Here is a 26,463-nt window from a genome sequence, read left to right on the forward strand (position 1 = left end):
TACTAAGGCATAGAGACTTTCTTGCCCACCGGCACGGCAGGCATCACTTCGCCGAGCGCTTATTGACCTCCTTCTTAATCGCCTTTAAGTTGCCCTCAATCGCACCTTTAAATATATCATAGAACATCCCCTCAGGAGTTCCGCCCTTCGGTTTAGCCTGCACCTCTTGCGTAATCAGCACCTGTGCCGGCTCTTTCCCTGGAATCTCAGAAACCGGCTCAATGAGCCAGAAACCTTGCAACTCTTTTAAATCCCCATCCACCAAGCGAAAATCAATCCGCTGTTTCTCTGTTTCGGTATTCTCGGTGCGCACCCGCGAAGTCACACTCACCAGAAATATCTGTCGCTCGCTAACTTGCTCCACAACCTTGCGATTGCCATTCGCTTCCACGATTTGAGTGGAAACAACATTCGGCAGAAACTTAGGAAAATTCGGGTAATCCGTCAGCACCGACCAAACCACATCTGGCGTTGCCGCCACCAACACCTTGCCCACATAGTTCCCTTCAACGCCGGTGACAACAGTCTTGCCATTGCGCAAAGCGACACGTTCTTCCACCGGCAGCCGGTCAACAGGGCCATCAAAAAGACCTGCCCTCACCGGCACTGCCGGCACTGTCGCTATCCCAGCCAAAGCGGACAAGCACCCCGCAATTAAACCTGTTCGCCAGCGGTTGACCATATTCATCAGCTGTCAGTTGTCAGTTTTCAGCTTTTAGCTTATAATAATAAAGTGCGCAGCGCCAGACCCCTGCAGCTAAAAACTCAGAAGTAGGGTGGGTTCCCTCTTAGGGAACCCACCTGCAACTGTTACGCTAATAATGCTGCTTTTCACACAAAGGAGGCAGTCGCTTCGGAACTGCGCACACCGCCACATAAGAAAATTTACCCACTGCGGGCGAGCCGGTTGGGCTAAAGCCCAACTACAAACCTTTGGGCTAAAGCCCAACTACAAACCTTTGGGCTAAAGCCCAACTACAAACGGGTCGGGCTAAAGCCCAACTACAAACGGGTCGGGCTAAAGCCCAACTACAAACATTTTTCACTTTTCTGTATAAACACTCTCTAAAAATCCAGCACCAGCTGCAAGGCTTTCAGAGGCTTAGCATCAGCCGGCATGGGGTGCGGATCATCTTGAACAGCTGGGCAATAGCGGGCATAATAACATTTGGCGCATTGCTGGCCCGGTGCCGGTTCCCAGTCGCACTCCTCCCGCAGCCGCAGGGCAATTTCAGTGATAGTTTCCTCCGCCATTTCCTTGTGTTCGGGGCTGGCGTCAAAGGTGAATTTTTCGCCGGTGCGCAAATAGATTAAACTCAGGTGCTTCAGACTTTGCCCGTATTTCTGTTCCAGCGCCAGATAGTACAAGCCAAGTTGCAGGTCAACCCTATCTGGATCGGGTAGCTTGACCACCTTATTAGATTTATAGTCAATCAACTCCAGACCGTCATCCAGCCAATCGAGCCGGTCGTAGCGCCCCTTGAGAGAGAACTCCAGATTCTCCACCGGCAGACTTCCTTGAATTTTCCCTTCCACAGCCACCGGTTTGTGGAGATCCGGCAGACTGGCAATAAAACGGCTATAATAGAAACGGAGAATTGCCTGACCCTCATAGATTTGGGAATCATCCAGCTTTGTCTGCTGCTGGCTCCAGCAGAAGTCAATCCAATCTCTCCCTGGTTTGGCCTCCAAATAGTGCCACTCCCAGTAAATCTTAGCCAAAGCGTGGTGCAGAGCCGTTCCCAGGGCATCAGCCCTCGTCGAGAAGCTAGGCGGCTCAATCCCGCGCTCGTAGCGGAAATAATAGGCTTGCGGACACCGCTGGTATTCCAGCAGTTTGGTAGCTGATAGCGGGTAAGGCATAATCTCACCGGCGTCTGGAACGCCGCCAGAACTTGTCTGATACAGACAATTCTAAAAGCCCACCGGCACAAAAGGGGATGCCGGCACAGTTCCCAGCCAGAAAATTTATGTCCCGACCCTTGACACAGATGCTTTTAGGTGATATAGCAGTAGCCACTTAGATGAGGACATTAGACCTTGAGGGCAGGCGGGACGCCTGCCCTACGTCGATAACTCGTAGGACAGGCGTTCCCTCGGACGATGATGTCCATTACTGAGCTGTCTGTTGCTATATTAGGTACACCCTGATTTTTCTCCCTTCTTCTCGTGGCGACCTTGGCGTCTGCCCTACGGGAAGCCGCTGGCGCGTCTATGGCGGTTCAATGATAAAAACTCACTCACCGGCCAGAAAGAGAATTCGCCGCCAGTGTTCAGGAGAAACCGGCATCACAGAAAGGCGAGAGAGGCGGAGCAAGTCGAAGCCTTCAAAATGGCCATCTGCCTTAATCTGGGTGAGGGTGACAGGGTGGGGGAGGGGGCGCACCGGTCGGACATCGACCACCACCCGTTTGGGATCGTTGAGCTGGGGATCGGGGTAGGGTGGGGAGATCAGCTCAGCAATAGCAACCACCTGGCGCTGAGTGCCGGTGTGGTAAAAGAGCGCCAAATCGCCAGGGAGCGTCGCCCGCAGGTGCTTGAGGGCCAGCGGATTGCGCACACCATCCCAAATTCCCCTGCCATCAGTTTCCAGCTGGGCATAGGGATAATCCTGCGGCTCACTTTTTAATAGCCAATAAGCCATCGGTGAGTGTTTCCGAGTGTGGGGGGGTAAAGTGTGACAGAACTGCTGGGCGGTTTGACGCCGGTCGATTTGCGGGTCAGGTAGGGCAGGGGCTGGCACGCCCAACAGTAAAAAGTTAGAACTCCCCGCCGCTGTAGCCACCGCCGCTACTATAATTCACCGTACTGGGGTCAGAATCTCGTTTGGAACCGAGCAGATCGAGCCGGTCAACTTTAATCACGGGTGCCGAGCGTTTGGCACCCGTGTTGCGGTCTTGCCAGTGGTCGAACTTCAAGGAACCTTGAACTCCAATCAAACTGCCCTTGCGGACGTAGTTGCCAGCAATCTCTGCAGTTTTGCCCCAAAGCTCCAAATTGAACCAGTCAGGCTCATCACTGTTACGAGTGCGGCGGTCTACTGCTAGGGTGAGTGTGCACCTAACGGCACCCGACTCGTAATATTTGACTTCGGGGTCTCTGCCCGCACGGCCTACCAAGTTTACAACATTGAGACTCATAATGCTTTGATGTTCCTCGTGCTGATGCACTGATCATACTTAGGATAGCGACTGGAAGTGCCCAGAAGGTTCCCCCACCGGGGTCAATCGGTGTGTTTGTCGGCCCCGATCGCCAACTGGCGGGGCGCTACTGGCGGAACGAAGGGAGGGCATCTTGAGGCCCTCGCCAGAGAGAGCAGTGACGTGCGTGCGAGGGCAGCCAAATTGAAGCAGGCCTTAATTATAGCCGGATTCGGCAGCAGGCTGCCAGGATTATACGGTGTGGCTGCCGGGTGCTGTCGGGCGAGCGTGAATTTCTCCCTCTGACTGGACTCTGGATAAAAAACGTAATAGAATCCAGCACGGCTACACTATAGTTGCAGACAGAAGCTTTTGATTGTGGGGGCGTAAAAACCTGTGGGTCTTTTCAATCGGATTTCTTTATCCCGGGACATGGGTATCGATCTCGGTACCGCCAACACCCTAGTCTACGTGTCCGGTAAAGGTATTGTTCTCCAAGAGCCCTCTGTAGTGGCCATTGACCAAAACGAAAAAGTGCCGCTGGCGGTGGGAGAGGACGCAAAAAAAATGCTAGGCCGCACCCCCGGCAATGTGATAGCCCTCCGTCCCCTGCGCGATGGGGTGATTGCCGATTTTGACACAGCCGAACTGATGCTCAAGCACTTTATCCGGCGGGTGCATGAAGGCAGAACCCTCGTCTCCCCCCGGATTGTGATCGGCATTCCGTCAGGGGTAACAGGGGTGGAGCGGCGGGCGGTGATGGAAGCTGCCGCTCAGGCCGGTGCTAGAGATGTGTACCTGATCGACGAGCCGGTGGCTGCCGCCATTGGTGCGGGGCTGCCGGTGGCAGAGCCAACCGGCAACCTGATCGTCGATATTGGCGGCGGCACCACAGAAGTGGCCGTCCTCAGCTTGCAAGGGACAGTCCTGAGCGAATCCGTGCGCATCGCCGGAGACGAACTCAACGAAGCCATCATCCAGTACATGAAAAAAGTCCACAACCTGGTGATTGGGGAGCGAACCTCTGAGGAGATCAAAATTCAGCTCGGTTCGGCCTACCCAACGCAAGATGACGGTGATGCCAGTATGGACGTGCGCGGGTTGCACCTGCTCTCAGGGCTGCCCAGAACCGTCACCATTAAAGGGCCAGAAATCCGCGAGAGCATGGCAGAACCCCTGGCCGTGATCGTGGAAGCAGTGAAGCGCACCCTGGAGCGAACCCCCCCTGAACTGGCATCCGACATCATCGACCGGGGTATAATGCTCGCGGGAGGCGGCGCTTTGTTGAAGGGGCTAGACACCTTGATCAGCCACGAAACCGGCATTGTCACCCACGTCGCCGCTGACCCGCTCAGCTGCGTCGTGCTCGGCACAGGTCGGGTGCTGGAAAACTTCAAACAGCTCGAGCGCGTGTTTAGCGGTCGCTCGCGAAATATGTAACCAGTGCGTGAGTCTTGAGTGTTCCATAAAAAAACCGATTTCCAACGTCCCGCCTTCCGAGCCGGCAAACTCACTCACAACTGAGAACTGAAAATTTTCAAGCCATTATGTACACATTGCGTCGCTGGTGGGATCGGCATGGCTTACAAGTTGCACTGGCGGTTATGGCCATCGGTGCGGCTGTCGCGGTGCAGCAGAACCAAGGTTCAATTATCTTTGAGGTCTTCCGGGCTGTTACCCGTCCTTTCGACTTGAGTCCCAATCTAGAAGAACAGCGGCAAAAAGCCCGCATGCTGGCAAAGGACGAGCGGTTAGTCGAACTGGAAAAGCAAAACGAAGAGCTCAAAAAGCTACTGGGTTACGTTTCTGCCAATCGGGACCAAGGCATCGTCGCACCCGTGGTGGGGCGGTCTGCTGACCACTGGTGGCAGCAAGCGATCTTGGGGCGCGGCAGGAAAGAGGGCATAAAGAAGGGTTATATTGTCACCGGCCCGGGCGGTTTAATCGGTCTGGTCGACGCAGTTACAGACCGCACCAGCCGCGTCCTGCTGATCAGTGACCCGTCCTCTCGCGTCGGGGTGACGGTCAGCCGCAGCCGCAACATGGGTTTTATGCGGGGACAGGGAGCCAACCGAGCTGTGATGGAGTTTTTTGATAAAGTTCCAGATGTCCGCAAGGGTGATGTGGTTGCCACTTCGCCGGTCTCTCAGCTGTTTCTCCCCGGCATTCCCGTCGGACGTATAGAATCAGTGAATCTTAGCAAAAGTCCCGCTCCTGAGGCGATCGTAGAGCTTTCTGCGCCGGTGAACGCCCTGGAGTGGGTCGTTGTATCCCCAAACAAGCCCATCCCTGAGATCGATACCTCCCCACAGCAGCGCCAAAATGAGACAAACAGCAGCAATCAGAACTAACCCTTTGAGCAACCTGTCTCGCTGGAACTCCCAGAGCCGCCAGCTGGCCAATGCGCTGGTAACGGTTGGCTCTGCGTTCTTGTGCTTGCTGCTGCTGCCAACTCGCTTCCCCGGAATGACACTGCTCGGCATTGCCCCCAACTGGCTGTTAATCTGGGTGGTGGCTTGGAGTGTTAAGCGCACACCTTTTCAAGGAGCGGCAGCCGGTCTGGCTTTGGGGCTGCTCCTTGACGGCATGACCGCTCCCCACCCCACCCACGCCCTCAGCCTCGCTCTGGCCGGCATTTTGACCGCTCGCTTGCAGAAAGACCGCTTTGTCCAGGAAGATTTTATTTCCGTGTCCCTGATCGTGTTTGGCATGACTGTGGTGGTCGAGACGGTAGCCGCTATTCAATTTAGCCTTCACGGATATAACACCCTGGCTGAAATTTGGACCCGCCACCAGCTGATTGCCCTCTCCTCTGCCATCCTCAGCAGCCTCTGGGCACCAGTTGTTTATTTTCCCCTCAATCGCTGGTGGGAGCAGATCAAGAGCCTCGAGTCCCCTTAACCTTCAGGCGAGACGCCGGGGACAGGCGAGACGCCTGTCCTGCGGCGGTACCGGCACTCGGGAGCAATTAGAATTGATTTGTGACAAATTATTTTTTTAATAAACCGCCAAGACGCCATAGACGCGCCAGCAGCTTCCCGCAGGGTAGAGCGCCTAGGAAATAGAAGAGAGAGGATCTCACTAATCATTTAGAATTGATAGGGCTGGCCTCTCTCTCCAGCAGCAGGGTAACGGGACCATCGTTTTCGATACTGACTTGCATCATGGCTCCAAAAGAGCCGGTTTCCACCCGCAAACCGCTCTGCCGCAATTTGCTGATGAATTGTTCGTAAAGCTGTTTGGCGGTTTCGGGTGCCGCTGAGCTGTCAAAAGAGGGCCGCCGGCCTTTTCTACAGTCGCCGTAAAGGGTGAACTGGCTCACCACTAACAGCTCACCTCCGATTTCTTGAACCGATTTCTCCCAGCGACTCTCACCACCGGCATCCCCCGGAAACAATCGCAGCTCCAAGCACTTGCGAGCGATCCAGTCCAGCTCTGCCTCTGTATCTGTGGCGGCAATTCCCACCAGCAAGTTCAGCCCCCGGCCAATTTTGCCAACGACTTGACCCGCTACCGTAACTTGAGAAGATTTAACCCGCTGAACAACTACTCGCATGGGGAATTTAGATTTTAGATTTTAGATTTTAGATTTTAGGTTTTGTTCGTCAATCCGCCATCCAAAATTGCAAGCCGAGACAGACGCAGACGAACGCAGATTTCAGTTTGTGCTATCTGCGTTTGTCTGCGTGGCGTCGCTGTCCTAAATGCAGGTTACTTGCCGAAACCCTTGGGCTTCTCGCGTACCGGCAGACAGACACATTCATGAATCTGCTCTAGCAACTTTTCGCGATCCAAATTTTGCCCAATCAGAACAATCTGGTTTTTCGGCTGACCTTTCCACTCCTCATCGTCGATGGTGAAGCGCTTGCCACACAGGTGGAAAATGTGACGCTTCGGGCTTTCATCAAACCAGAGAATCCCTTTGGCGCGGAAGACATTCGCCGGCAGCTGGTTGTCTAAGAAATTCTGGAACTTTTTAATTGCAAAGGGCCGGTCGCTCTGGAAAGAAACAGAAAGGAATCCGTCATTTTCCAGGTGATGGGAGTGATGCTCGTGGTGGTGGTGATGGTCGTGGTCGTGGTCGTGCACGCAATGGCCGTGGTCGTGGTCGCACTCAGCGTGGTCGTGTGCGTGGGCGTGGTCGTGGGCGTGGTCGTGGGCGTGGTCGTGGGCGTGGTCATGGTCGTGGTCATGGCCGCACTCAGCGTGGTCGTGGTCGTGTGCGTGGTCTTTTGCCGGCGTCTCGGTTTGGAAATACCGGTCAGACTCAAACAAACCGACGCTGAGAACCAGTGCCAGGGGCACTTGCGCCTGTGTGGTGCGCAGAATTCTGGCACCGGCCTTGATATCGCGAATCTTGACTTCCAGCAGATCCACATCGGCTTCATCCACCAGATCCACCTTGTTGAGCAAAATGATGTCGCCGTAGTAAATCTGGCTGTACGCCGCTTGGCTGTTAAACAGGTCGAGGCTGTAATTCGAGGAGTCCACCACGGTGATGATGGAATCCAGGCGGGTGAGGTCGCGCAGTTCTGTGCCTAAAAACGTCAGGGCCACCGGCAGGGGGTCAGCCAGGCCGGTGGTCTCCACCACCATGTAGTCCACTTTGTCCGGGCGCTCCAAGACTTTGTAGACCGCATTGAGCAAATCGTTGTTGATGGTGCAGCAGATGCAGCCGTTGCTCAGCTCCACCATGTCATCGCCGCTGGCGACAATCAGCTCGTTGTCGATGCCGATCTCACCAAACTCGTTCACCAGAACAGCTGTCTTCACTCCCTCCTGATTGGTGAGGATGTGGTTGAGTAGGGTTGTCTTGCCGCTGCCGAGGAAGCCGGTAATAATCGTCACCGGCAGGCCATGTTTGGGAGCGTCCATTACGGGGGCGGGGGCGGACTCGATACTTGCTGCTTGCATAGCGTCGCTGTTAAAAACGTCAAAAAATGCGAGGATAGCCTTAAATAAAGACAAACACCGGCATAATGGATGCTGGCTGACATCCCTGCTACCCTCATTATTGCCGATCTGATTCCACCATTGCTTTACTATGGCCCTCACACTGTACAACACCCTGACCCGTCGCGAGGAACCCTTTGAGCCGCTCGAACCAGGCTTGGTGCGCATGTATTGCTGTGGGGTCACGGTGTACGACTACTGCCACTTGGGCCACGCCCGCTCTTATATCGTTTGGGATACGGTGCGCCGGTATCTCCTGTGGCGCGGCTTCATGGTGCGCTACGTTCAGAATTTTACCGATATTGACGACAAAATTCTCAACCGCGCCCGGCAGGAGGGCTCGTCGATGCAGGAGGTGGCGGATCGCTACACCCAAACCTATTTTGAGGACATGCAGCGGCTGAATGTCCTGGAAGCGGATCACTATCCCCGCGCCACTCACACCCTCGATGGCATTAAGCGGCTGATCGGCGAGCTCGAACAGAAGGGCTACGCCTACCCTGCAGCCGGTGATGTCTATTACTCGGTGCGCCGGTTCCCGGAATACGGCAAGCTCTCAGGACGCCGGCTCGACGACATGCAAGCCGGTGCTAGCGGTCGCGTGGGTGCGGAAGACCCCGAAGACCAGAAGAAACAAGATCCGTTTGATTTCGCCCTGTGGAAGGCGGCCAAAGAGGGGGAACCGGCGTGGGAGTCGCCTTGGGGTGCGGGCCGTCCGGGATGGCACATTGAGTGCTCGGCGATGGTGCGCGACGGTTTGGGCGAAAGCATCGACATCCATGTTGGGGGCGCGGATTTGATTTTCCCCCACCACGAAAATGAAATTGCCCAGTCGGAAGCAGTCACCGGCAAGCCTCTGGCCCGCTACTGGCTGCACAACGGCATGGTGAATGTGGGCGGCGAAAAGATGTCTAAGTCCCTGGGCAACTTCACCACTATCCGCCAGCTTTTGGATGCGCCAAATGGCCCAGAGCCGATGGCGCTGCGGCTGTTTGTCCTCACGGCCCAGTACCGCAAACCGATTGATTTTACCGGCGAGGCGCTCGCCGCCGCCCAAAATGGCTGGAATACTCTTAAAGAGGGATTGCTTTTTGGGGGCGAATATGGTAAGCAGCTGGGCTGGGAGAACGCCGGGGAGAGTTTGGTCGCTGAACAGGTGGAGCGTTTCCAGGCGGCGATGGATGGTGACTTTAACACGCCAGGGGCTCTAGCCGTGCTGTTTGAGCTGGCGAAGGAGTTGCGCCGGGAGGGGAATATCCTCGTGCATGAGGGGAAAACCCAGACGCCGCCGGCGGTGCTGGAACAGCAGTGGAACACGCTGGTTCGGTTGGCGCAGGTGTTGGGTTTGGAGGCGCAGCCAGAGGAGCAGGCGTCAGGTGCCGGTGGCATTAGCGATGCGGAAATTGAAGCCCTGATCGAGCAGCGACAAGCGGCTCGCAAGGCCAAAAACTTTGCCGAAGCTGACCGCATTCGCAACGAGTTGCAAACTCTGGGCATTACCCTCATCGATGGAGCCAGTGGGGTGACGCGCTGGGTTCGCAACAATTGAGTGGGCCAATACACTCAAGAGTGAGGTCGCCTCGGACCCCAAAAACCCGGTTTCTCCAAAGAAACCGGGTTTGTTGACCCCTGCTATTTTATGCTTTTTGCGGGTAGATTTTTCCCCGAGTATATGGTAGAGTTTAAAGGAGTAAGGTAGGGCTGTGAGTTTCATCAGGATGCCGGTGGATATCCTGAGTCGGGGGGCAGAATGGAATTTTCGCTCCAGAATTTGTGAGGCAAATGTTTCTAACTAGCAGCGGGGGGATAGAGATGGTGTGACGGTACTGAGAAACCCGGTTTCTTTAAGAAACCGGGTTTATAGGCACTATATCATCCGTAAAAATACGGTGGGTATCGGGAACTGACTGAGATGTAATAATTACAGAATTTCTAAAAGGTGAGAGGGAGAAGAATAGATGCTTGGTTTGTCAGGATACCAGATACAAGAAGAAATTCAAGCTAACCTGAGAGTAGCTATTTATCGGGGAATTAGAGAGCGCGATAGCAAGTCAGTTATCGTTAAAATCCTGCCAGCTGAGTATCCGGCACTGGAAGAGATAACCCGGTTGAGGCAAGAATATAATATCGCTCACCCGCTGGACTGTCCGGGAATTGTCAAAGCTTACAGTTTGGAGAAATATCGGAATGGGTTCGCTCTGATATTAGAAGATTTTGGTGGGCAATCCCTGAAAGAGGTAATGGCGGCTCAAAGATTTGCGGTAAGAGAGGTTTTGCGGATAGCCATTGTCCTGGCTGAAACTCTGGGCGAGCTGCATAAGATTCCGGTTATTCATAAGGATATTAAGCCATCAAATATTCTGATAAACCAGGAAACAGGAGAGGTCAAGCTTACGGACTTTAGCATTGCGTCGCGGCTGTCTGTGGAAAACCCGAGGATTAGCAATCCCAACTTGCTAGAAGGCACCCTCGCTTACATATCGCCAGAGCAAACCGGCAGGATGAATCGCTCGGTGGACTGCCGCAGCGATTTTTATTCTTTGGGCGTCACGTTATATGAAATGCTGACAGGGCAGCTGCCTTTTACTGCAACCGATCCAATGGAATTGGTACACTGCCATATTGCTAAGATGCCGGTGCCGCCGGATGAAGTTGGGGAGATTCCTCAGGCGATTTCGGATATGGTGATGAAGTTATTAGCCAAGACAGCTGAAGACAGATATCAAAGCGCTCTGGGACTGAAAGTTGACCTGGAGACTTGTCTGGTTCAGCTGCAATCTTCCGGGAAAATTGAAAATTTCGTTCCTGGGCGGTACGACAGGGGGAGCCAACTGCTGATCCCGCAAAAGCTCTACGGGCGGGAGCGCGAGGTGCTCAGCCTGATGGATGCCTTTGAGCGGGTGGCCGGTGGGGCAAGCGAGATGATGCTCGTGAGCGGTTACTCGGGGATTGGCAAGACTTCGGTGGTGAGTGAAGTTCACAAACCGATTGTGGCGAAGCGGGGGTATTTTATCGCCGGCAAGTTTGACCAGTTCAAGCGGGATATTCCTTATGCTGCCCTGATTGAAGCGTTCCAGGATTTGGTGCGCCAGCTGCTAACCGAAAGCGCTCAAAGGATAGCGGTTTGGAGAGAGAAGCTCTTAGAGGCTCTCGGAGAAAATGGCCAACTGATCGCGGAGGTTATTCCGGAAGTGGAACTGATTGTCGGGAAGCAGCCGGCTGTCCCGCAACTGGGGCCATCTGAAACTAAAAACCGATTTAATCGGGTGTTTCAACAATTCATTCATGTCTTTGGCCAGCCAGAACACCCCCTGGTTATCTTCCTCGACGATCTGCAGTGGGCGGACACAGCGTCTCTGAAGTTGCTCCAGCGGCTGGTGACGGACTCTGACAGCCAGTATCTGCTGGCGATTGGGGCGTATCGGGATAACGAAGTCAGTCCGGCACATCCGCTGGTTCACACGATTGAGAAGATTCAAGCTGCCGGCGCGGCGGTGAGTAATATCACTCTCGGGGCGTTGGAACTGCGCCATGTCAGCCAATTAGTTGCGGAGACTTTGGGGGAAACAGAAAACTCTCTTTCTGGGGCGAGAAACCCGGTTTCTGGGAGAAACCGGGTTTCTGGATTCTCCGAGCTACTTTTTAATAAAACTCAAGGAAATCCCTTCTTCTTGACTCAGCTGCTGAAAACGCTGCACGCTGAAAGCCTGCTGGTTTATGACACCGGCACCGACAGCTGGCAGTGGGACATTCAGGAAATTCAGGGCTGCGGGATACAAGATTATAACGTTGTTGAGCTGATTGCCAGAAATATTCAAAAGCTGCCGGTGAGCGCCCAAAGCATGTTAAAATGGGCCGCCTGCATTGGCAGCCATTTTAGTTTGGACGTGCTGGCGCTCGTCAGTGAAAAACCCGCAGCAGCTACAGCCGCTGATTTGTGGCCCGCCTTGCAAGCCGGTCTGGTCCTGCCTCTGAGCAATGCCTACAAAATCCCCTTGGTTTTTGGCTCGGATGCGCCGGCAGATTTGAAATTTGCTGAGTTAAAGGTTTCCTACAAGTTTTTGCACGACCGGGTGCAGCAAGCCGCCTACTCTCTGATTCCCGAGGATCGCCAGAAAGAAACGCACCTGAAAATTGGACAGCTATTGCTGAATAACACGCCGCCCGAAGAGCGAGAAGCCCATATTTTTGATATTGTCAACCAGCTGAATTTCGGGAGCGAACTAATAGGAGAGCTGAAGTCAGAAGAAACTCAAGAAACCGGGTTTCCGGATCCTAGATTTCTTAACAATTACTTTATAAACCCGCTGATGCTGGCGTCCCTGAATCTGATTGCCGGCAAGAAGGCGAAGGCGTCAGCCGCGTATGAACCGGCAGCCCGGTATTTGAACGCCGGCATAAAACTTCTGGGAAAATCCAGCTGGAGCGAGTCTTATGAACTGACCTTCAATCTCTATGTCGAAGCCAGCGAAGCGGAATACTTAACAGCCAACTTCCAGGGCTCGGAACAGCTGTCTGCTGTTGCCCTAGAGAAAGCCAAAACAGCTCTGGAAAAAGCCAAACTGTATGAGGTGCAAATCCAGTTTTATTTCGCTCAAAATCAGCTAAAATCAGCAATTGATAGGGGGTTGCAAGCCCTGGAGGCGCTTGGAGTCAGTCTGGAGGAAGCTCCCCCTAACCAGCTGGACATTGAGGAGTTAATCAGCCTGCCGGTGATGACCGATACCCACAAACTGGCAGCCATGCGCGTATTAAACACCCTCATCTCTCCCGCTTTTGTGGCGGCTCCAGCGTTGCTGCCGGCGATTGTATTTACAATGGTCAATCTCTCTGTGCGATATGGAAACTCCCCACAGGCAGCTGTAGGCTACATTTTTTATGGAGTGATCCTGAACAGCTTTATGGGAGACACCGATTCTGGCTATCGGTTCGGTCAGCTGGCTGTGAGGCTGGTGGATAAACTGAATGCCAGAGAAGTAAAAGCTAGGGTGTACTCGCCTTTTAACACTGTACTGAGACACTGGAAAGCTCCCCTCGCTAAAACGATTGCTCCTCTGCTGGAGGGAGGTCAGAGTGGGTTAGAAACTGGAGATGTAGAATTTGCCAGCCTTTGCTTTAAAGACCGGGCCACTCACTTACTATTGATGGGCGAGCGTCTAGAAACAGTAGAGCAGCAGCTCAGTCAAGCCCTGGATGTTTTGCTGAAGTTAAAGCAAGAATTTTCGGTGTACTACGCCCAGATATGGAAGCAGCTGGTTGAGAATCTCATCGGACGTGAGGGTGCCGGCAATCCGGCTCAGCTAATTGGCACCGTATTCCATGAAGCTGAAATGCTGCCCCGTTTGATAGAAACTCAAAACCGCACTTCACTGTTTTCGCTGTACCTGGCAAAAGGGATTCTCTGTTACTTATTTAAAGATTGCTCGCGGGCGGTTGAAAATTCCAGGCTGTCGGCAGAACACGCCGATTCGGCGATTGGGTTTATGACTGTTGCCACGCACAACTTCTACTACTCCCTGCAACTTCTCGCTCTGTATCCCAGCGCTGAACCTGGCGAACAGCAGCAATACCTCCAGCAAGTGGAGTTTAACCAAGAAAAGATGCGGCTGTGGGCGAGCCACGCTCCCTCTAACTTCCAGCACAAGTGCGATTTGGTGGGAGCGGAACTCAATAGGGTATTGGGGCGCATCCTGGAAGCGATGGAATATTACGATCGCGCCATTCAAGGCGCAAAAGAACACGGCTACATCCAAGAAGAAGCGCTCGCCAGCGAGCTGGCTGGAGAGTTTCATCTGGCTCGCGGGCGCGAAAATATGGGCAGGTTTTATCTTCTAGAGTCCTACTATGCCTATATTCGCTGGGGAGCGATTGCCAAAGTCAAGGATCTGGAGGCGCAATACCCAGAGCTCTTCATAAGAATTGCCGCCCCAAAAAGCACAGGTATTGACATCCACCGCACAACAACCACCACGAGTGGCAGTGATTCAGGATTTCTGGATTTGGCTGCAGTGATGAAAGCATCCCTTGCCATCTCTGGTGAAATCGTCCAGAGCCGGCTGCTGGACAAGTTGATGAAAATCGCCATTGAGAATGCCGGCGCACAAAAAGGCTTTCTCATCTTGCTGCGCGACGGCAATCTGGAGATTGAAGCCTCTGGGGAGGTGGACGGAAACGAGATTGCCGTGTGGCAATCCCCGGCGCTTGAGATTTCTCAGGCGGTGCCGGTGGCGGTTCTCAATTACGCGCAAAGGACTCAGAAAAGCGTGGTTTTAAATAATGCGGCGCGGGAAGGACTGTTTGTGGCAGATCCCTATGTCCGGCAAAACCAACCGAAGTCAGTATTGTGCGTACCGATTGTCTGTTATGGGAAACTTACCGGCTTCTTTTACTTCGAGAATAACCTGACTGCCGGCGCTTTTACTCCCCAGCGGCTGGAAGTTTTGAAACTCCTGGCTTCCCAAGCGGCTATCTCCCTGGAAAACGCTCGCCTCTACGCCCATTTAGAAGCCGCCAACCAGCAATTGGAGAATTACAGCCGGACTCTGGAGGTGAAAGTCGAGGAGAGAACCCTGGAGTTGCAAGAAAAAAATCAGCGACTGAACCAAGCGTTACAAGAGTTGCAGCAGACCCAGGCTCAGCTGATTCAAACCGAAAAAATGTCCGCTCTCGGTGAGATGGTTGCTGGGGTGGCTCATGAAATCAACAATCCGGTCAATTTCATCTACGGCAATCTCACTTACGCCAATAGTTACGTCCAAGACTTGTTGGGGCTGATCGATATCTTCCAGCAGACTTACCCCAATCCAGCACCGGCAATTGCCGATGAAATGGAGAGTATAGAGCTGGAATTCCTTCAGGAAGATTTTCCCAAACTGATCGATTCGATGAAGGTTGGGGCTGACCGCATCCGCCAGATTGTGCTTTCGCTGCGCACATTTTCTCGCTTGGATGAAGCGGAGATGAAGCCGGTTGACATTCATTCGGGGATTGACAGCACCCTGCTGATTTTGCAGCACCGGCTGAACTCTGGGGCGGGAGGCGGGGAACGAGGGAGTCGCGGGCAAGATGCCGGTGCCACAAAAGGAATCCAAGTCATCAAACAGTACGGACAGCTGCCGGAAGTGGAGTGCTATGCCGGCCAGCTCAATCAAGTGTTTATGAATATCCTCAGCAATGCGATTGATGCTTTGGAAGAGGGGCATGCGGCAGCGAGCATCGGGGATGGGAAAGAAAAGCAATCCCCCCCATGCAATCACCAAGGCCCTACTATTTGGATTCGCACTTCAATAGGGCGTGGGGAAGAAGAAACATCACCAGTGCCCGAGACACAATGCCCCATTCCCGAGATACAATGCCCCATGCCCGATGCCCCATGTCCCACCAGACCGTCCCATGTTGTGATTCGCATTACTGACAATGGCCCGGGAATGACAGAAGACGTGCGCCGGCGGGTGTTTGACCCCTTTTTCACAACCAAACCCGTGGGCGCAGGCACGGGTCTGGGACTGTCTATCAGCTACCAGATAGTTGTGGAAAAACACGGCGGTCAATTAAAATGTATTTCAGCCCACGGTCAGGGGACAGAGTTCATCATTCAAATTCCGCTTTCGCCACGCCAAAGAGTTCTGTAAAGGCAAAAGAACCCGGCACCCAACCCCAGCCCCCTATCCCCAGAGGGGTGGCCCAGAAACCCGGTTTCTTTAAGAAACCGGGTTTCTCAGTATCTCACTAATATGAGAAACGCTATATTGTAAAAATAGGGGATTTTGTTTTGGGAGGCAGCCGGATTAAAAATCATGTCCGAACAGCGCATTACCATTTCTATTTCCAGCGTTTTGCTAGTGGTGGCCACGGGCTTGCTGCTGGTGCTGCTGTGGCAGTTGCGCAGTCTGCTGGTGACTGTGATGATTGCTGTAGTGCTGGCGGCTTCGATTGCGCCAGTGGTTAACTGGGCGGAAACGTTTCGCGTCCGCCGCTGGGTGGCGGCTATCTTGACTTACCTGCTGCTGTTCGCCGGTTTCACCGGCGTGGGTTTGTTAATTGGTCCTGCGGCGATCGAGCAAATCGACCGCCTTATCCGCCAGGTGCCGGTGTACGCGGAGGCTTTGCGAGCTCTGGCCGAAAATTTGGCAAGCAGTCTGAATAACACGCCGCCAGAGTTAGTCAGTCAGTTCTTCAACACCCAGGCGCTAACCGGCTGGGTGATTCGCTCCACTCAACAGCTGCTGCTGCGATCTTACGGCATCACGCGCGGAATTGTGGGCGGATTTTTCAGTCTGATTTTTGCTATTTTGCTTTCTGGCTATATGGTGGCGGACAGTCGCACGCTGATTAAAAGTGTGGTGCGCCTGTTTCCCCAACCTTGGGAGGACCGCCTGGAGGCGCAAGTGCTGCCGGTCGGCCAGCGCATGGGAGGCTACATCCGTGGGCGCGTACTGGTTTCGGCGGTTTTGGGTTTGGCGACTGCCCTCGGTTTGAGCGTTTTGGGAATGCCGGATTTTGCTATTGGTTTGGGAGCCATTGCCGGTGTCACCAATTTAATCCCGTTTTTAGGCCCGATTCTGGGCGCAGTGCCGGCGCTGATTGTGGCGATTTCCAAAGGTGGTTGGCTGTTCCTCTGGGTTTTAATTCTATTTGTCATCATCCAGAACCTGGAAACTTACGTCCTCGATCCTTTGCTGGTAGGAACTTCTGTGGGTGTTCACCCCCTGTACCAGCTGTTAGCTGTGATTGGTGGCGTACAGGTTTTGGGGATTATTGGGGCGCTGATTGTCCCGCCTTGGTTTGCCGGCGCTTCCGCTCTCATCGAAAATCTTTACCTCAAACCCAAGGTAATAGCGCAGAGGCGAGAGGCGCAGGCTCGAATTAAGGAAAATTCTGTGCCGGTGACTCCTTCAGCGTGAAACAGCTTTTCTCGTTCCCAGCCTCAGGCTGGGAACGAAAGCAAATGAGGCTCCGCCTCTCGCATTTATCGAAAACAAGAGTGAGAGTAGACTGCCACCCAGAACTAGGGTATAATTGAAAGTTAATAGTCTTATGGAAAAGCCTTCCAATCTATTACTGAAACTCAGCCGGCAGCTTTTTGCAGATCCCGCTGAACAAGAAAAATTTGTTGGTGCCTTGGTTCACCCCCAGCCGTTTAATCCCTGCATCCTCTGGCGGCGAGAAAAACCGGCAACTTTGCCCTTTGAGGTAGAGCCACCCTTGCCCTGGCAACCGGCATTTGTTGACCGGCTCTCTCTGGGAGCCAAACCCGGGCAGCACCCCCTGCACGACAGCGGCTATTTCTACTGTCTGGATTTCTCCTCTGTCTTTGCCGCGTCTTCCCTCCTGTCTATCTCGCCGCCGGTTAATTTAGTGGTTGATATGTGCGCCGCGCCGGGAGGTAAAAGCCTCTTCGCTTGGAAAGCCTTGCAGCCTCAGCTGTTGCTCTCTAACGAGGTGATTGGCAAGCGCACCGGCATGCTGATTTCTAATTTAAAGCGCTGCCAAGTGCAGCCGGCAGCTGTTCTCAGCCTCGACTCCCAAGTCCTGGCTGAAATTATACCACAAACTGCCCAAGTTGTCACGGTTGACGCTCCTTGCAGCGGCCAGTCTTTACTGGCCAAAGGTGGCAAAGCCCCGGGATGCTTTCACCCTGTCAATCTTAACAAAAATGCCAACCGGCAGAAAAGAATTTTGGCAAATTCCGCTCAGATCGTCGCACCGAAAGGCTATCTCGCCTACATGACCTGCACCTATTCCCCGGAAGAGAATGAGGGCGTCTGTGAGTGGTTTTTGGAAAGATTTCCCCAGTTTCAGCCGGTGCTTGTCAAGCATTTAGCAGCTTATCAATCTCACTTGACAGCCATGCCCTGTTACCGGATATGGCCTCAATACCGGCTCGGTGCCGGTGCTTTTACGGTACTGTTTAAGAATACTGAGGAGGGGCGGTTTCAGGAGCTGCCGGCAGGTTTTTTTGAGGGGCGGAGGGTGACTTTTATTTGAACTAGCGGCAAAATATAGCGGCAGAATATAGCGGCAGAATATAGCAGCAGAATATAGCGGCAGAATATACCGGCAGAATATACCGGCAGAATATACCGGCAGAATAAATTCTGCCGCTAGACAAACAAAGCCCGCCTGCGCGGGCTTTATTTTATCCTCGTTCCTCGTTTCCTCGTTCCGGGGCAGTCTCCGTGGGTGCCCCGCCCCTACAGGCTGGGAACGCACATCGGGAGGCTCCGCCTCCAATTCCTCGTTCCCCCTGGGAGCGCACGAGTCTTTGCAAGTTGTTGCTGTTTGCAAAGTTACGCAAATTTTCTTTAATAAACCTATTTATTTTAGAGCGCGGGGGAAATTTTTTATATGATAAAAATGGGCGGCGATGAATCTGCTATCAGCGCCAGAGAAATGCGGGCGCGAGAAAAAACCCGCGCGGGCAGGGTTGGTCTGGCGAGCAGCGGTTCGCCTGGGGTTGCAGCCGCCTGGGGCGGCGACAGCCGCCCAACTGACAAAGTGTTACGCACCTGAAACCTTCAGAATCAAAACGGCGAGGGAAGAATGCTGAAAAAACTAACTGTACTGGCGCTGTGTCAATTTGCCTGCCTTTCCTGTGCGATGAAAGCAGCGCCCAAAAACGTCATCATCTTCATCGGCGATGGCATGGGGGTTGAAGAAGTTAAAGCCGCTGGGATATACGCCACCGGCAAACCAGGAACTCTCTCCTTTGAGGCGTTTCCCCATAAAGCTGAAATGACAACGCGATCCGCTGACAGCGAAGTGACGGATTCAGCTGCCGGTGGAACAGCTATCGCCACGGGTGTTAAAGTGAACAACGGCACGATTAGCATGGCGATTCCCGGCGATGGCCAGGAACTGAAAACCCTTTTGCAGTATTTCCAAGAGCGCGGAAAAAGCGCCGGTTTAGTCACCACAACTGAGATGACTCACGCCACACCGGCTGCATTCGGTGCCCATGAATCCAGCAGAAAAACCCAAGCTGAAATTGCTAGCGATTACCTCACCCAAACTCGTCCGGCGGTTCTGTTTGGCGGCGGAGGCGCTGGGATGTCACCCGCCGCAGCGCAGTCAGCCGGCTACACAGTGGTAACAGACAGTTCGCAGCTGCAAGCGCTGAACACCGAAACCGCCACGCGAGTGTCCGGTCAGTTCGGCAAAACTCATCTGCCTTACGAACACGACGGACTAGGAAAATTGCCTCATCTCTCCGAAATGACCCAGACTGCTCTGGCGATTTTGGATAATGACCGTGACGGGTTTTTTTTGATGGTAGAGGGGGGAAAGATTGACCACGCCGGCCATGAACACAACATCCAGCGCCAAGTTAAAGAAACGGTCGAGTTTTCCCAGGCGGTACAGGTGGCTCTCAACTGGGCGCAGAACCGCAACGACACCCTAATTATCGTCACCGCTGACCACGAAACCGGCGGTTTGAAGGTACTGAAAAATAACGGTCAGGGAAAGGTGCCGGCTGTCTCTTGGTCCGCCAAAGATCACACGGGTGCCAATGTGCCGGTGTATGCCTGGGGCGTCAACAGTCAGCGGGTTGCTGAGGTTATGGATAACACCCAGCTATTTGGAATTGTTACCGGTGTTGCCGGTGCTAGCCAAACGCCTGCGCCGTTAGCCAAGAAGTAGACCATCCAAATAAATTCGGACGGCAGAATAAATTCTGCCGCTAGACAAACAAAGCCCGCCTGCGCGGGCTAAATTGCGCAGCAGTAGGGTGCGTTCCCCCGGAACGCACCCCACACAGCATATTTTACGCACCGGCTCTACAGGGGACGTTGCAGGCTGGAACGATGATTTCACTCAACTCCCTTCATAGAAACTCCTACCGCTTTCTCCCCCTCCCCGCACGCGGCCCCCTCTGGGGATAAGGGGGCTCGGGGCCCCCTCTGGGGATGGGGGTAGAGGGGTTGGGGGGTGGGGTTCATCCCTGGAATACGCACCGGCTCTACAGGGTGCCGGTTGTGAGAAACTAGAATAAGCTCTATCGCGGGCTTCAGTTGGATGAAGTAGGGCCCAGAAACCCGGAAGAGGGCGGTCTCCGTGGGTGCCCATTAGTGTCCACTTAAGCTGTGTCCCGCAGTCTCTGGGCGGTTGAAACCGCAGCTATACAGACAAAACCCGCCTGCGCGGGTTTTAAGATTCTAGCTCTTCTCTTAAGTCCGCGTAGGCGGACTTGGTTTGTGTAGCCGCGATTTCCAATCGCCAGAAGCTTAAGTTGACACCGATGGCACGGGGACCCGCCCCTACCGGGTTTCTCAGCACCTCACTAATCTGGTAAACCCTATATTTATCGCTGTTTCTCACACCACCCATGAACGAATTGCTCCCCCAGTGCCAAAACTTGCCAGAACAGGTTGACTCTCTGCTCCAGCTGCTGCATCAAGAGCCGTCTTTACGCTCCCAAGACATCACCGCTGTCCAAGCTTCCCTGAAAAAGGCGATTTCTCCCAAATTTGAGATTGTCTTCGCCGGCGCGTTCAGTGCCGGCAAATCTATGCTCATCAACGCCTTGCTAGGGCGCGAATTGCTCTACAGCGCCGAAGGGCACGCCACCGGCACGGAATGCTGTATCGAATATGCCGAAACCGACAAAGAACGAGTCGTCCTCACCTTTCTCAGTGAAGCCGAAATTAAAGAGCAGGCAATTGCTCTGTGCAAGCGCCTGGGATTAGCCGGTTTGCCAAATCTTAACCCAGAAGTGATTGACTTGCTGCGCCAGGGATGCCAAACCATTGTCAAAATGGAAGGCGGCGAGAGCAAATCCGACCGGGCCAAGCAGGCGAATGCCCTGCTGCTGTTGCTGGAAGGCTTTGCCGCCAATCGCGAGCGCATCGGCACTACTAATAATAACACATTTTCGATGGAGCAGTTCAACTTCACCAATCTCAAAGAAGCTGCCGGTTACGCCCGTCGGGGGAGCAATAGCGCTGTTTTGAAGCGCATTGAATATTACTGCAACCACCCGCTGCTGCAAGATGGCAATGTCCTGATTGACATGCCGGGGATTGACGCGCCGGTGAAAAAAGACGCCGAACTGACTTATCGCAAAATTGAAGACCCAGAAACCTCAGCAGTTGTCTGCGTTCTCAAACCGGCATCCGAAGGAGACATGACCACCGAAGAAACCGAACTTCTGGAAAAGATGCGGGACAATCCCGGCATTCGCGATCGCGTGTTTTATGTCTTCAACCGCATTGATGCCACCTGGTACAGCAGCCAGTTGCGCCAGCGGCTGGACGATTTGATTAATACCCAATTCCGCGACAGCAGCCGCGTTTATAAAACCAGCGGATTGCTCGGCTTCTGGGGGAGCCAGATTCAACAAACCAGCAGTCGCGAGCGCTTTGGACTCGATTCTCTCTTTGCCGAGAGCGTCAAAGGTTTAGGCGGACAAGAAGAAACCCCCCAGTTCGTCTATGCCTTCAACAACTATTGCGGCACTTCCCGCAAGCTTCCCAGCAAATTCCGGGTTTCTGTCAACAGCTACGAAACCCCAAATGAGAACTACGTCCGCATTCTCGCCGAGTGGGGTGCGCCGCTGATTGAGCAGCTGATTTCAGATAGCGGCATTGAGGAATTTCGCACCGGCATCACCCGCTACCTCACCGAAGAAAAGCGCCCGCAGCTGTTTGAAGCGCTCGCCAATGACTTGCAGCCGGTGTGTCTCGCTATCAGCCGGCACTACCTGGAGCAATACCGCGACTTGCAGAGCCAGCCGGTCAATATTGAAGGCGTCAAATCGCGGCGCATGGAGCAGCTGAATCAGGAGTTGCGACAAATTGGCGCAGCTTTAACTGAACACATCAGCCAGGAAGTCAATCAGGCTGTCACCAATCAGTGCGCCAGCTTCGAGGAAGACTTCCGCAAGCTCAAAGTCAAGATGGTTTCCCGCACCGATGAATTGCTGAATACCTTCTCCGTTGAGTCAGCGTACCGGCAGGCGACTTTAAGCCACCCGCGCAATTCTACTGCGCCCCTGCTGGCGATTTTAGTGGAGGCGTTTTATTATTTAGCCAATGAGCTAGAAGAGGTGTTGGCGGCTGAGGCGCAGCGAGTGATTGCCAATTTCTTTGCTTATTTGACAGAGCGTGTGCGCCGCCAGGATTATTACCGCGAACTGTGCCGGTTAGCGGGAAGCGATGCCGGCGTTGAGCAAGCCTTCAAGCGGGTGGAAGCGCAGGTGCAGCTGGCGATTCGCGCTGCGGCGAGTACCGAGTGCGACCGGTTTGTGCGCGAAAGTCCGCGTTTTTACGATGAGGGCACCTTTTCAATTTACCAGTTTCGCCAAGTCTTGCAGCAAACCTCTCAGAGTTACGATTGCGCCAGCATGGCGGATGCGGAGCCGGCAATTCGCCAGCTGCTGAAGTTGGATTTTGAGCCGAAGGTGAAGCAGACAATTCAGAGCACTTTTCGCCAGACGGTGAATCAGACGCTCAAAACGCACTTGCTGCCGGTGGCGAAGGAGCAAGAGGAGGTTATCTTGCAGCAGTACAGTCGCGCTCGCGCTCATTTGGAGAAGACGCTGGAAAAGGAGGCGCAGGAGCAGCTCGATCGGAACCAGCAGCGCCTAGAGGAATTGCAGCAGAAAGTTGATGTTTACAATCAGGCGGTTGCTGGGGTTAATGGCTGTTTGCGGGCGATGCTATTAAATCGCTATCTGCTGCCGGTGGTTGATTTGGAGGGGGATTTGAGTTTGGCTGTTGAGCCGGTTGATTTGGGGAGTTTGGATGGGGGGAAAGTGGGAATGATTTAAACCGCCGCCGTGAAGTAGCGTCAAGGTGACGTAGGACAGGCGTCTCGCCTGTCCCCTGAGCACCGACATCCCGCCTGTCCCAAAATCCTCTTTGGCGTAGGACAGGCGTCTCGCCTGTCCCCAGTCTCTGTTTTAGATGCTGCCGGTGCCGGTGCGCTTCCCACCCTACAGGATTGACATCCCTCTCGTGATGGCTGAGAATAGTTAGGAGGACAATTTCAGCAATAAGCGATTGATATGGACAAGCGATTCCTGCCCCTAGAACCGGATGAAATTGCATCGTTAGGTACAAATTATGTCGAGGACGATGAAATGTTTAATCTATCCCTGACATTCAGACCTCGAGAATTAGACGAAAAAATAAAAACATTTTTCATCAAGTATTATAGCGGCTTAGAAGACGAAAGAAGCCGATTCTTGGGAGAAGGAATAGACGGCGAAGTTATGAGATTTGGCGCAAAAGGCTGGCAAAAAGGCAAACTGAGAGTCAAAATCACCCTAGAATTTTGCCCGGATGAGCCGGCAGTTGAAGAACCACCGGCAAGCAACAAGCCAAAATCCAGCGAACCCGAATCGCCCCTCGATGACATCCGGCGGATGATAAACGAGGAGAACCAATAAATTCCCGATGCCGGTGGGGGGATGGAGTTTTGAGTTTAGGTGTTGAGCCGGTTTGGCGTAGGACCGGCATCCCGCCTGTCCCCTGAACACCGCCCAGAACGCCGGTGCCAAAATCCTCTTTCGCGTGGTGTGTGCGCAGGCGAGACGCCTGCGCCTACGTCTTCTTTCGCGTGGTTTGCACAGGCGAGACGCCTGTGCCTACGTCCTATTTGGCGTCGAACCGGCCAGAACGCCTGTCCCCAGTCTCTGTTTTAGATGCTGCCGGTGCCCGTGCGCTTCGCACCCTACAGGATTGACATCCCTCTCGTGATGCCTGAGAATAGTTATGAGGACAATTTACATGAAAGGGATTGATATGACCGATGAGTTTAATCCGATAGACCTTTGTGAGGGCGATGTGTTATCATTTGGAGATGACACGTTCAAGATAGAAAAATTAAAGCAAGCCCTAAAGAAAGCATGTGACCTAAACCTGGCCTGGAACCTCGGAAACCAATTAAGCAATTATGGGGTTAACATAGAGAGGATTTTACGGAACTATTTAAATTCTGAAGAAGGGGCTTCGAGATTGTTTAATGAGGGCATAGATTGTGAATTATTAAAGCCCGGATATCCGAGTTGGCGAAAAGTAAAATTCCGCATTAAAGTTACTCTAGAGGTTGGCACTGACGCTCCAGAACCCAGCGAACCTCCAGAATCCACCGAACCTAAATCGCCCCTCGATGACATCCGGCGGATGATAAAGGAGGAGAATCCATAAATGCCCGATGCCGGTGAGGGGATGGCGCTTTGAGTCAGGGTGTTGAGCCGGTTTGGCGTAGGACCGGCATCCCGCCTGTCCCCTGAGCACCGCCCAGAACGCCGGTCCCAAAGTCCCCTCTGGCGTAGGACAGGCGTCCCGCCTGTCCCTGTCTACGTCTTCAAAGGACGTAGAACCGGCATCCCGTCGGTCCCAAAGTCCCCTCTGGCGTAGGACAGGCGTCCCGCCTGTCCCTGTCCCGCCTGTCCAGAAAAACCTGTCGGGAACAAAAATCTTGCCCCTAGCGTCGGATATAACCGGCCCGCTGCTCTTATTCCGGTAACCTATTCCCTAGCGAGCTGGCGTGGGTGGAAAATAGCAGATATGCTTTCCTGCCAAACACCACCGGCACGTCCATGAGCAAAACCCCGCGCATCCCCATTCCCCCTGCAGTTCGGAAATATGTCTTCGAGCGAGATTCTCACCACTGCCAGAGCTGTGGCCAAACCCACGCAGAGGCAGACCTCACGATTGACCACATTATCCCCCTGGCCGCCGGTGGATCTAACGACCTCAGCAACCTGCAAACCCTGTGCTGCCGGTGCAACCAGCAGAAAAAGCACCACTTCGACCCCCGCTTCCGGCGTCGCTACAGCTGAAAAAGGGTGGGCCACGCCCACCCCAAAAACTGATTTATTAACCGGACTTGATATAAAAGGCTAATTCCCAGAATCCTGGTGGTTGGAGTAGCCAGCCCGCCTGAAGGCAGAGGCCGGTATCCGCGTTCTTGTCCGGTCCAGGAATTCCAGAATCGCGTTGGGCGAAGCCTTGGAGGCAATCATCCGTATCACGTCCTGCACGGCGTGTTTGGGGACGTAGCGGCGATTGCTTCTTCCGTTTCGATAGTACCCGTAACGATACTGTCGGACTGACCCATCATAGTTACGCTCTTCTTCTATCCAGCCGGTTCCTCGCGTGCTAGAGCTCGCATAGATGAAGCAGTTGACCGCTCCAGCCTCCTGAAGCAATTGTGCCTGTTCTTCGGACAGAGCTACAATCTCCGCCTGGATTTGCAGTTTTCTGGCAGGGGTGGCATCCTTTAGTTCGTGGACTAATCTCTGCTGTTCCTGCAAGATGGCATTGAGCCGAGCCTCTGGCGATTGTTCTTTAGGCATAAAATTTACCAGCAGTAGGGCTGATGATAGCAGCTTCAGGGTGGTTTTTAGTAAAAGAGCCTCTAGTTGCAGTTGGAAGCGTCTACCACTTGAGAGACCACTGTTCCATCCGCACAGGCGATGAAGAGCTTGCAACATGGCTTAGAGTTTGGGCCGGCGCCGCATTCGTTTGTCCAAGCGTACCATCGGCTGACTTCGCTGCATTGCTGGGCTGTGAGAACCTCTGGAAAGGCAGGCTCTACGAGGCTAACAGCAGGTCCAACGAGCGCTGGCCGAGGAGCGAGGCTGAATAGAATCAAATCCGCAAACATGACGCAATGCACCCTTTTTCTATTTTTAACGATTCGGGGAAAAATCGGCAGCTACAACTCCCGACGCACCCCAGATTGATCTTGACCGCCTGCAAGTGTTATGGGTAGAGGGAAGTGACCCCTGCTAGGGGGTGCATCTACTTCTCAGGAATACTCTGTTGTAGGGCGGGCTAGCACGCCCGCCCTCTCTTTCTAGTCTCCGCAACGATCTCGCCCCTCCTCCCCTGCTCTTTTCGGGGGCTGGTTTTTCAGATTTGGGATGGGGCACAGGAGGGCGGAGGGGTAGGGGGAGATGGGGAGAGGGGGAGATGGGGAGAGGGGGTGATAGGGAGACGGGGGTGTCGGGGGAGGGGGTAATGGGGTCAGGGGGTGAACTTTTGTTCCTTTTTCCTTCTTGCTTCTTCCCTGTTAGGGAGAAAATTGAGGAAAACATAAGGCTAAAGCTCAACTACAAACTTTTGGGCTAAAGCTCAACTACAAACTTTTGGGCTAAAGCCCAACTACAAACCTTTGGGCTAAAGCCCAACTACAAACCTTTGGGCTAAAGCCCAACTACAAACCTTTGGGCTAAAGCCTAACTACAAACCTTTGGGCTAAAGCCCAACTACAAACCTTTGGGCTAAAGCCCAACTACAAACCTTTGGGCTAAAGCTCAACTACAAACCTTTGGGCTAAAGCCCAACTACAAACTTTTGGGCTAAAGCCCAACTACAAACTTTTGGGCTAAAGCCCAACTACAAACTTTTGGGCTAAAGCC

22 protein-coding genes are annotated in these 26,463 nt (G+C 53.6%); 14 read left to right on the top strand and 8 right to left on the bottom strand.

Annotated elements, in window-relative coordinates:
* Window positions 1–43: 43 nt before the first annotated feature.
* The 5 genes from OSC10802_RS0122635 to OSC10802_RS0122650 all read right to left on the bottom strand — a co-directional run bounded on the left by OSC10802_RS0122635 (window position 44) and on the right by OSC10802_RS0122650 (window position 3,140).
* Complete coding sequence (locus OSC10802_RS0122635) at window positions 44–688, bottom strand: SRPBCC family protein (RefSeq protein WP_017719051.1); 645 nt, start codon at window positions 686–688, stop codon at window positions 44–46.
* A gap of 377 nt (window positions 689–1,065) precedes the next feature.
* Window positions 1,066–1,863 (bottom strand): RecB family exonuclease, encoded by a 798-nt coding sequence (locus OSC10802_RS0122640; protein ID WP_017719052.1) that lies wholly within the window; start codon window positions 1,861–1,863, stop codon window positions 1,066–1,068.
* A 4-nt stretch (window positions 1,864–1,867) separates the two neighbouring features.
* Entirely contained in the window at window positions 1,868–2,020 is a 153-nt protein-coding gene (locus tag OSC10802_RS50680; protein WP_155968221.1) for a hypothetical protein, read from the bottom strand.
* 216 nt (window positions 2,021–2,236) lie between these two features.
* On the bottom strand, window positions 2,237–2,785 hold the full coding sequence (locus OSC10802_RS0122645; RefSeq protein ID WP_232731728.1) for an EVE domain-containing protein: 549 nt from the start codon (window positions 2,783–2,785) through the stop codon (window positions 2,237–2,239).
* Window positions 2,760–3,140, bottom strand: a complete 381-nt coding sequence (locus OSC10802_RS0122650; protein ID WP_017719054.1) for a single-stranded DNA-binding protein — start codon at window positions 3,138–3,140, stop codon at window positions 2,760–2,762. The genes OSC10802_RS0122645 and OSC10802_RS0122650 overlap by 26 nt, the downstream gene beginning before the upstream one ends.
* Window positions 3,141–3,572: 432 nt before the next feature.
* Between OSC10802_RS0122650 and OSC10802_RS0122655 the strand changes: the two genes are divergently transcribed.
* The 3 genes from OSC10802_RS0122655 (at window position 3,573) to mreD (ending at window position 6,041) form a co-directional block, all read left to right on the top strand.
* Window positions 3,573–4,580, top strand: coding sequence for a rod shape-determining protein (locus tag OSC10802_RS0122655; protein WP_026098715.1), 1,008 nt, complete (start codon window positions 3,573–3,575; stop codon window positions 4,578–4,580).
* A gap of 107 nt (window positions 4,581–4,687) precedes the next feature.
* A complete protein-coding gene (mreC, locus tag OSC10802_RS0122660; RefSeq protein ID WP_017719056.1) occupies window positions 4,688–5,491 on the top strand; it encodes a rod shape-determining protein MreC in 804 nt (267 codons plus the stop codon).
* Between the two features lie 4 nt (window positions 5,492–5,495).
* Window positions 5,496–6,041 (top strand): rod shape-determining protein MreD, encoded by a 546-nt coding sequence (mreD, locus tag OSC10802_RS0122665; RefSeq protein ID WP_017719057.1) that lies wholly within the window; start codon window positions 5,496–5,498, stop codon window positions 6,039–6,041.
* A 184-nt stretch (window positions 6,042–6,225) separates the two neighbouring features.
* On the opposite strand, the gene dtd is transcribed toward mreD, so the two are convergent.
* Window positions 6,226–6,696, bottom strand: coding sequence for a D-aminoacyl-tRNA deacylase (gene dtd, locus OSC10802_RS0122670; protein ID WP_017719058.1), 471 nt, complete (start codon window positions 6,694–6,696; stop codon window positions 6,226–6,228).
* A 155-nt stretch (window positions 6,697–6,851) separates the two neighbouring features.
* Entirely contained in the window at window positions 6,852–8,054 is a 1,203-nt protein-coding gene (locus tag OSC10802_RS0122675; protein WP_026098717.1) for a CobW family GTP-binding protein, read from the bottom strand.
* Between the two features lie 130 nt (window positions 8,055–8,184).
* Here OSC10802_RS0122675 and cysS point away from each other — a divergent pair, with 130 nt between their 5' ends.
* From cysS to OSC10802_RS0122735, 11 genes are all read left to right on the top strand, one after another.
* Window positions 8,185–9,642 carry a cysteine--tRNA ligase gene (gene cysS, locus OSC10802_RS0122680; protein ID WP_017719060.1) on the top strand — a complete coding sequence of 486 codons (1,458 nt, stop codon included), beginning with the start codon at window positions 8,185–8,187 and terminating at the stop codon, window positions 9,640–9,642.
* Between the two features lie 409 nt (window positions 9,643–10,051).
* Window positions 10,052–15,724 (top strand): trifunctional serine/threonine-protein kinase/ATP-binding protein/sensor histidine kinase, encoded by a 5,673-nt coding sequence (locus OSC10802_RS0122685; RefSeq protein WP_017719061.1) that lies wholly within the window; start codon window positions 10,052–10,054, stop codon window positions 15,722–15,724.
* A gap of 165 nt (window positions 15,725–15,889) precedes the next feature.
* Complete coding sequence (locus tag OSC10802_RS41335; RefSeq protein WP_017719062.1) at window positions 15,890–16,996, top strand: AI-2E family transporter; 1,107 nt, start codon at window positions 15,890–15,892, stop codon at window positions 16,994–16,996.
* 133 nt (window positions 16,997–17,129) lie between these two features.
* Window positions 17,130–18,080: an RsmB/NOP family class I SAM-dependent RNA methyltransferase gene (locus tag OSC10802_RS0122700; RefSeq protein ID WP_017719063.1), complete on the top strand. Its 951-nt coding sequence runs from the start codon at window positions 17,130–17,132 to the stop codon at window positions 18,078–18,080.
* A gap of 360 nt (window positions 18,081–18,440) precedes the next feature.
* Window positions 18,441–18,605, top strand: a complete 165-nt coding sequence (locus OSC10802_RS50685; protein ID WP_017719064.1) for a hypothetical protein — start codon at window positions 18,441–18,443, stop codon at window positions 18,603–18,605.
* 30 nt (window positions 18,606–18,635) lie between these two features.
* Complete coding sequence (locus OSC10802_RS0122710) at window positions 18,636–19,733, top strand: alkaline phosphatase (RefSeq protein ID WP_017719065.1); 1,098 nt, start codon at window positions 18,636–18,638, stop codon at window positions 19,731–19,733.
* 685 nt (window positions 19,734–20,418) lie between these two features.
* Window positions 20,419–22,860, top strand: a complete 2,442-nt coding sequence (locus tag OSC10802_RS0122720; protein WP_017719067.1) for a dynamin family protein — start codon at window positions 20,419–20,421, stop codon at window positions 22,858–22,860.
* Window positions 22,861–23,097: 237 nt separating this feature from the next.
* Window positions 23,098–23,481 carry a KGK domain-containing protein gene (locus tag OSC10802_RS41340; RefSeq protein WP_017719068.1) on the top strand — a complete coding sequence of 128 codons (384 nt, stop codon included), beginning with the start codon at window positions 23,098–23,100 and terminating at the stop codon, window positions 23,479–23,481.
* 104 nt (window positions 23,482–23,585) lie between these two features.
* Window positions 23,586–23,777, top strand: coding sequence for a hypothetical protein (locus tag OSC10802_RS54720; protein WP_155968223.1), 192 nt, complete (start codon window positions 23,586–23,588; stop codon window positions 23,775–23,777).
* A gap of 44 nt (window positions 23,778–23,821) precedes the next feature.
* A complete protein-coding gene (locus tag OSC10802_RS0122730; protein ID WP_198525168.1) occupies window positions 23,822–24,241 on the top strand; it encodes a KGK domain-containing protein in 420 nt (139 codons plus the stop codon).
* A gap of 395 nt (window positions 24,242–24,636) precedes the next feature.
* Window positions 24,637–24,879, top strand: coding sequence for an HNH endonuclease (locus tag OSC10802_RS0122735; RefSeq protein WP_017719070.1), 243 nt, complete (start codon window positions 24,637–24,639; stop codon window positions 24,877–24,879).
* Window positions 24,880–24,939: 60 nt separating this feature from the next.
* On the opposite strand, the gene OSC10802_RS0122740 is transcribed toward OSC10802_RS0122735, so the two are convergent.
* On the bottom strand, window positions 24,940–25,395 hold the full coding sequence (locus tag OSC10802_RS0122740; RefSeq protein WP_155968224.1) for a hypothetical protein: 456 nt from the start codon (window positions 25,393–25,395) through the stop codon (window positions 24,940–24,942).
* Window positions 25,396–26,463 lie beyond the last annotated feature (1,068 nt).

The sequence above is a fragment of the Kamptonema formosum PCC 10802 genome, from assembly GCF_000332335.1.
Lineage (GTDB): Bacteria > Cyanobacteriota > Cyanobacteriia > Cyanobacteriales > Oscillatoriaceae > Oscillatoria.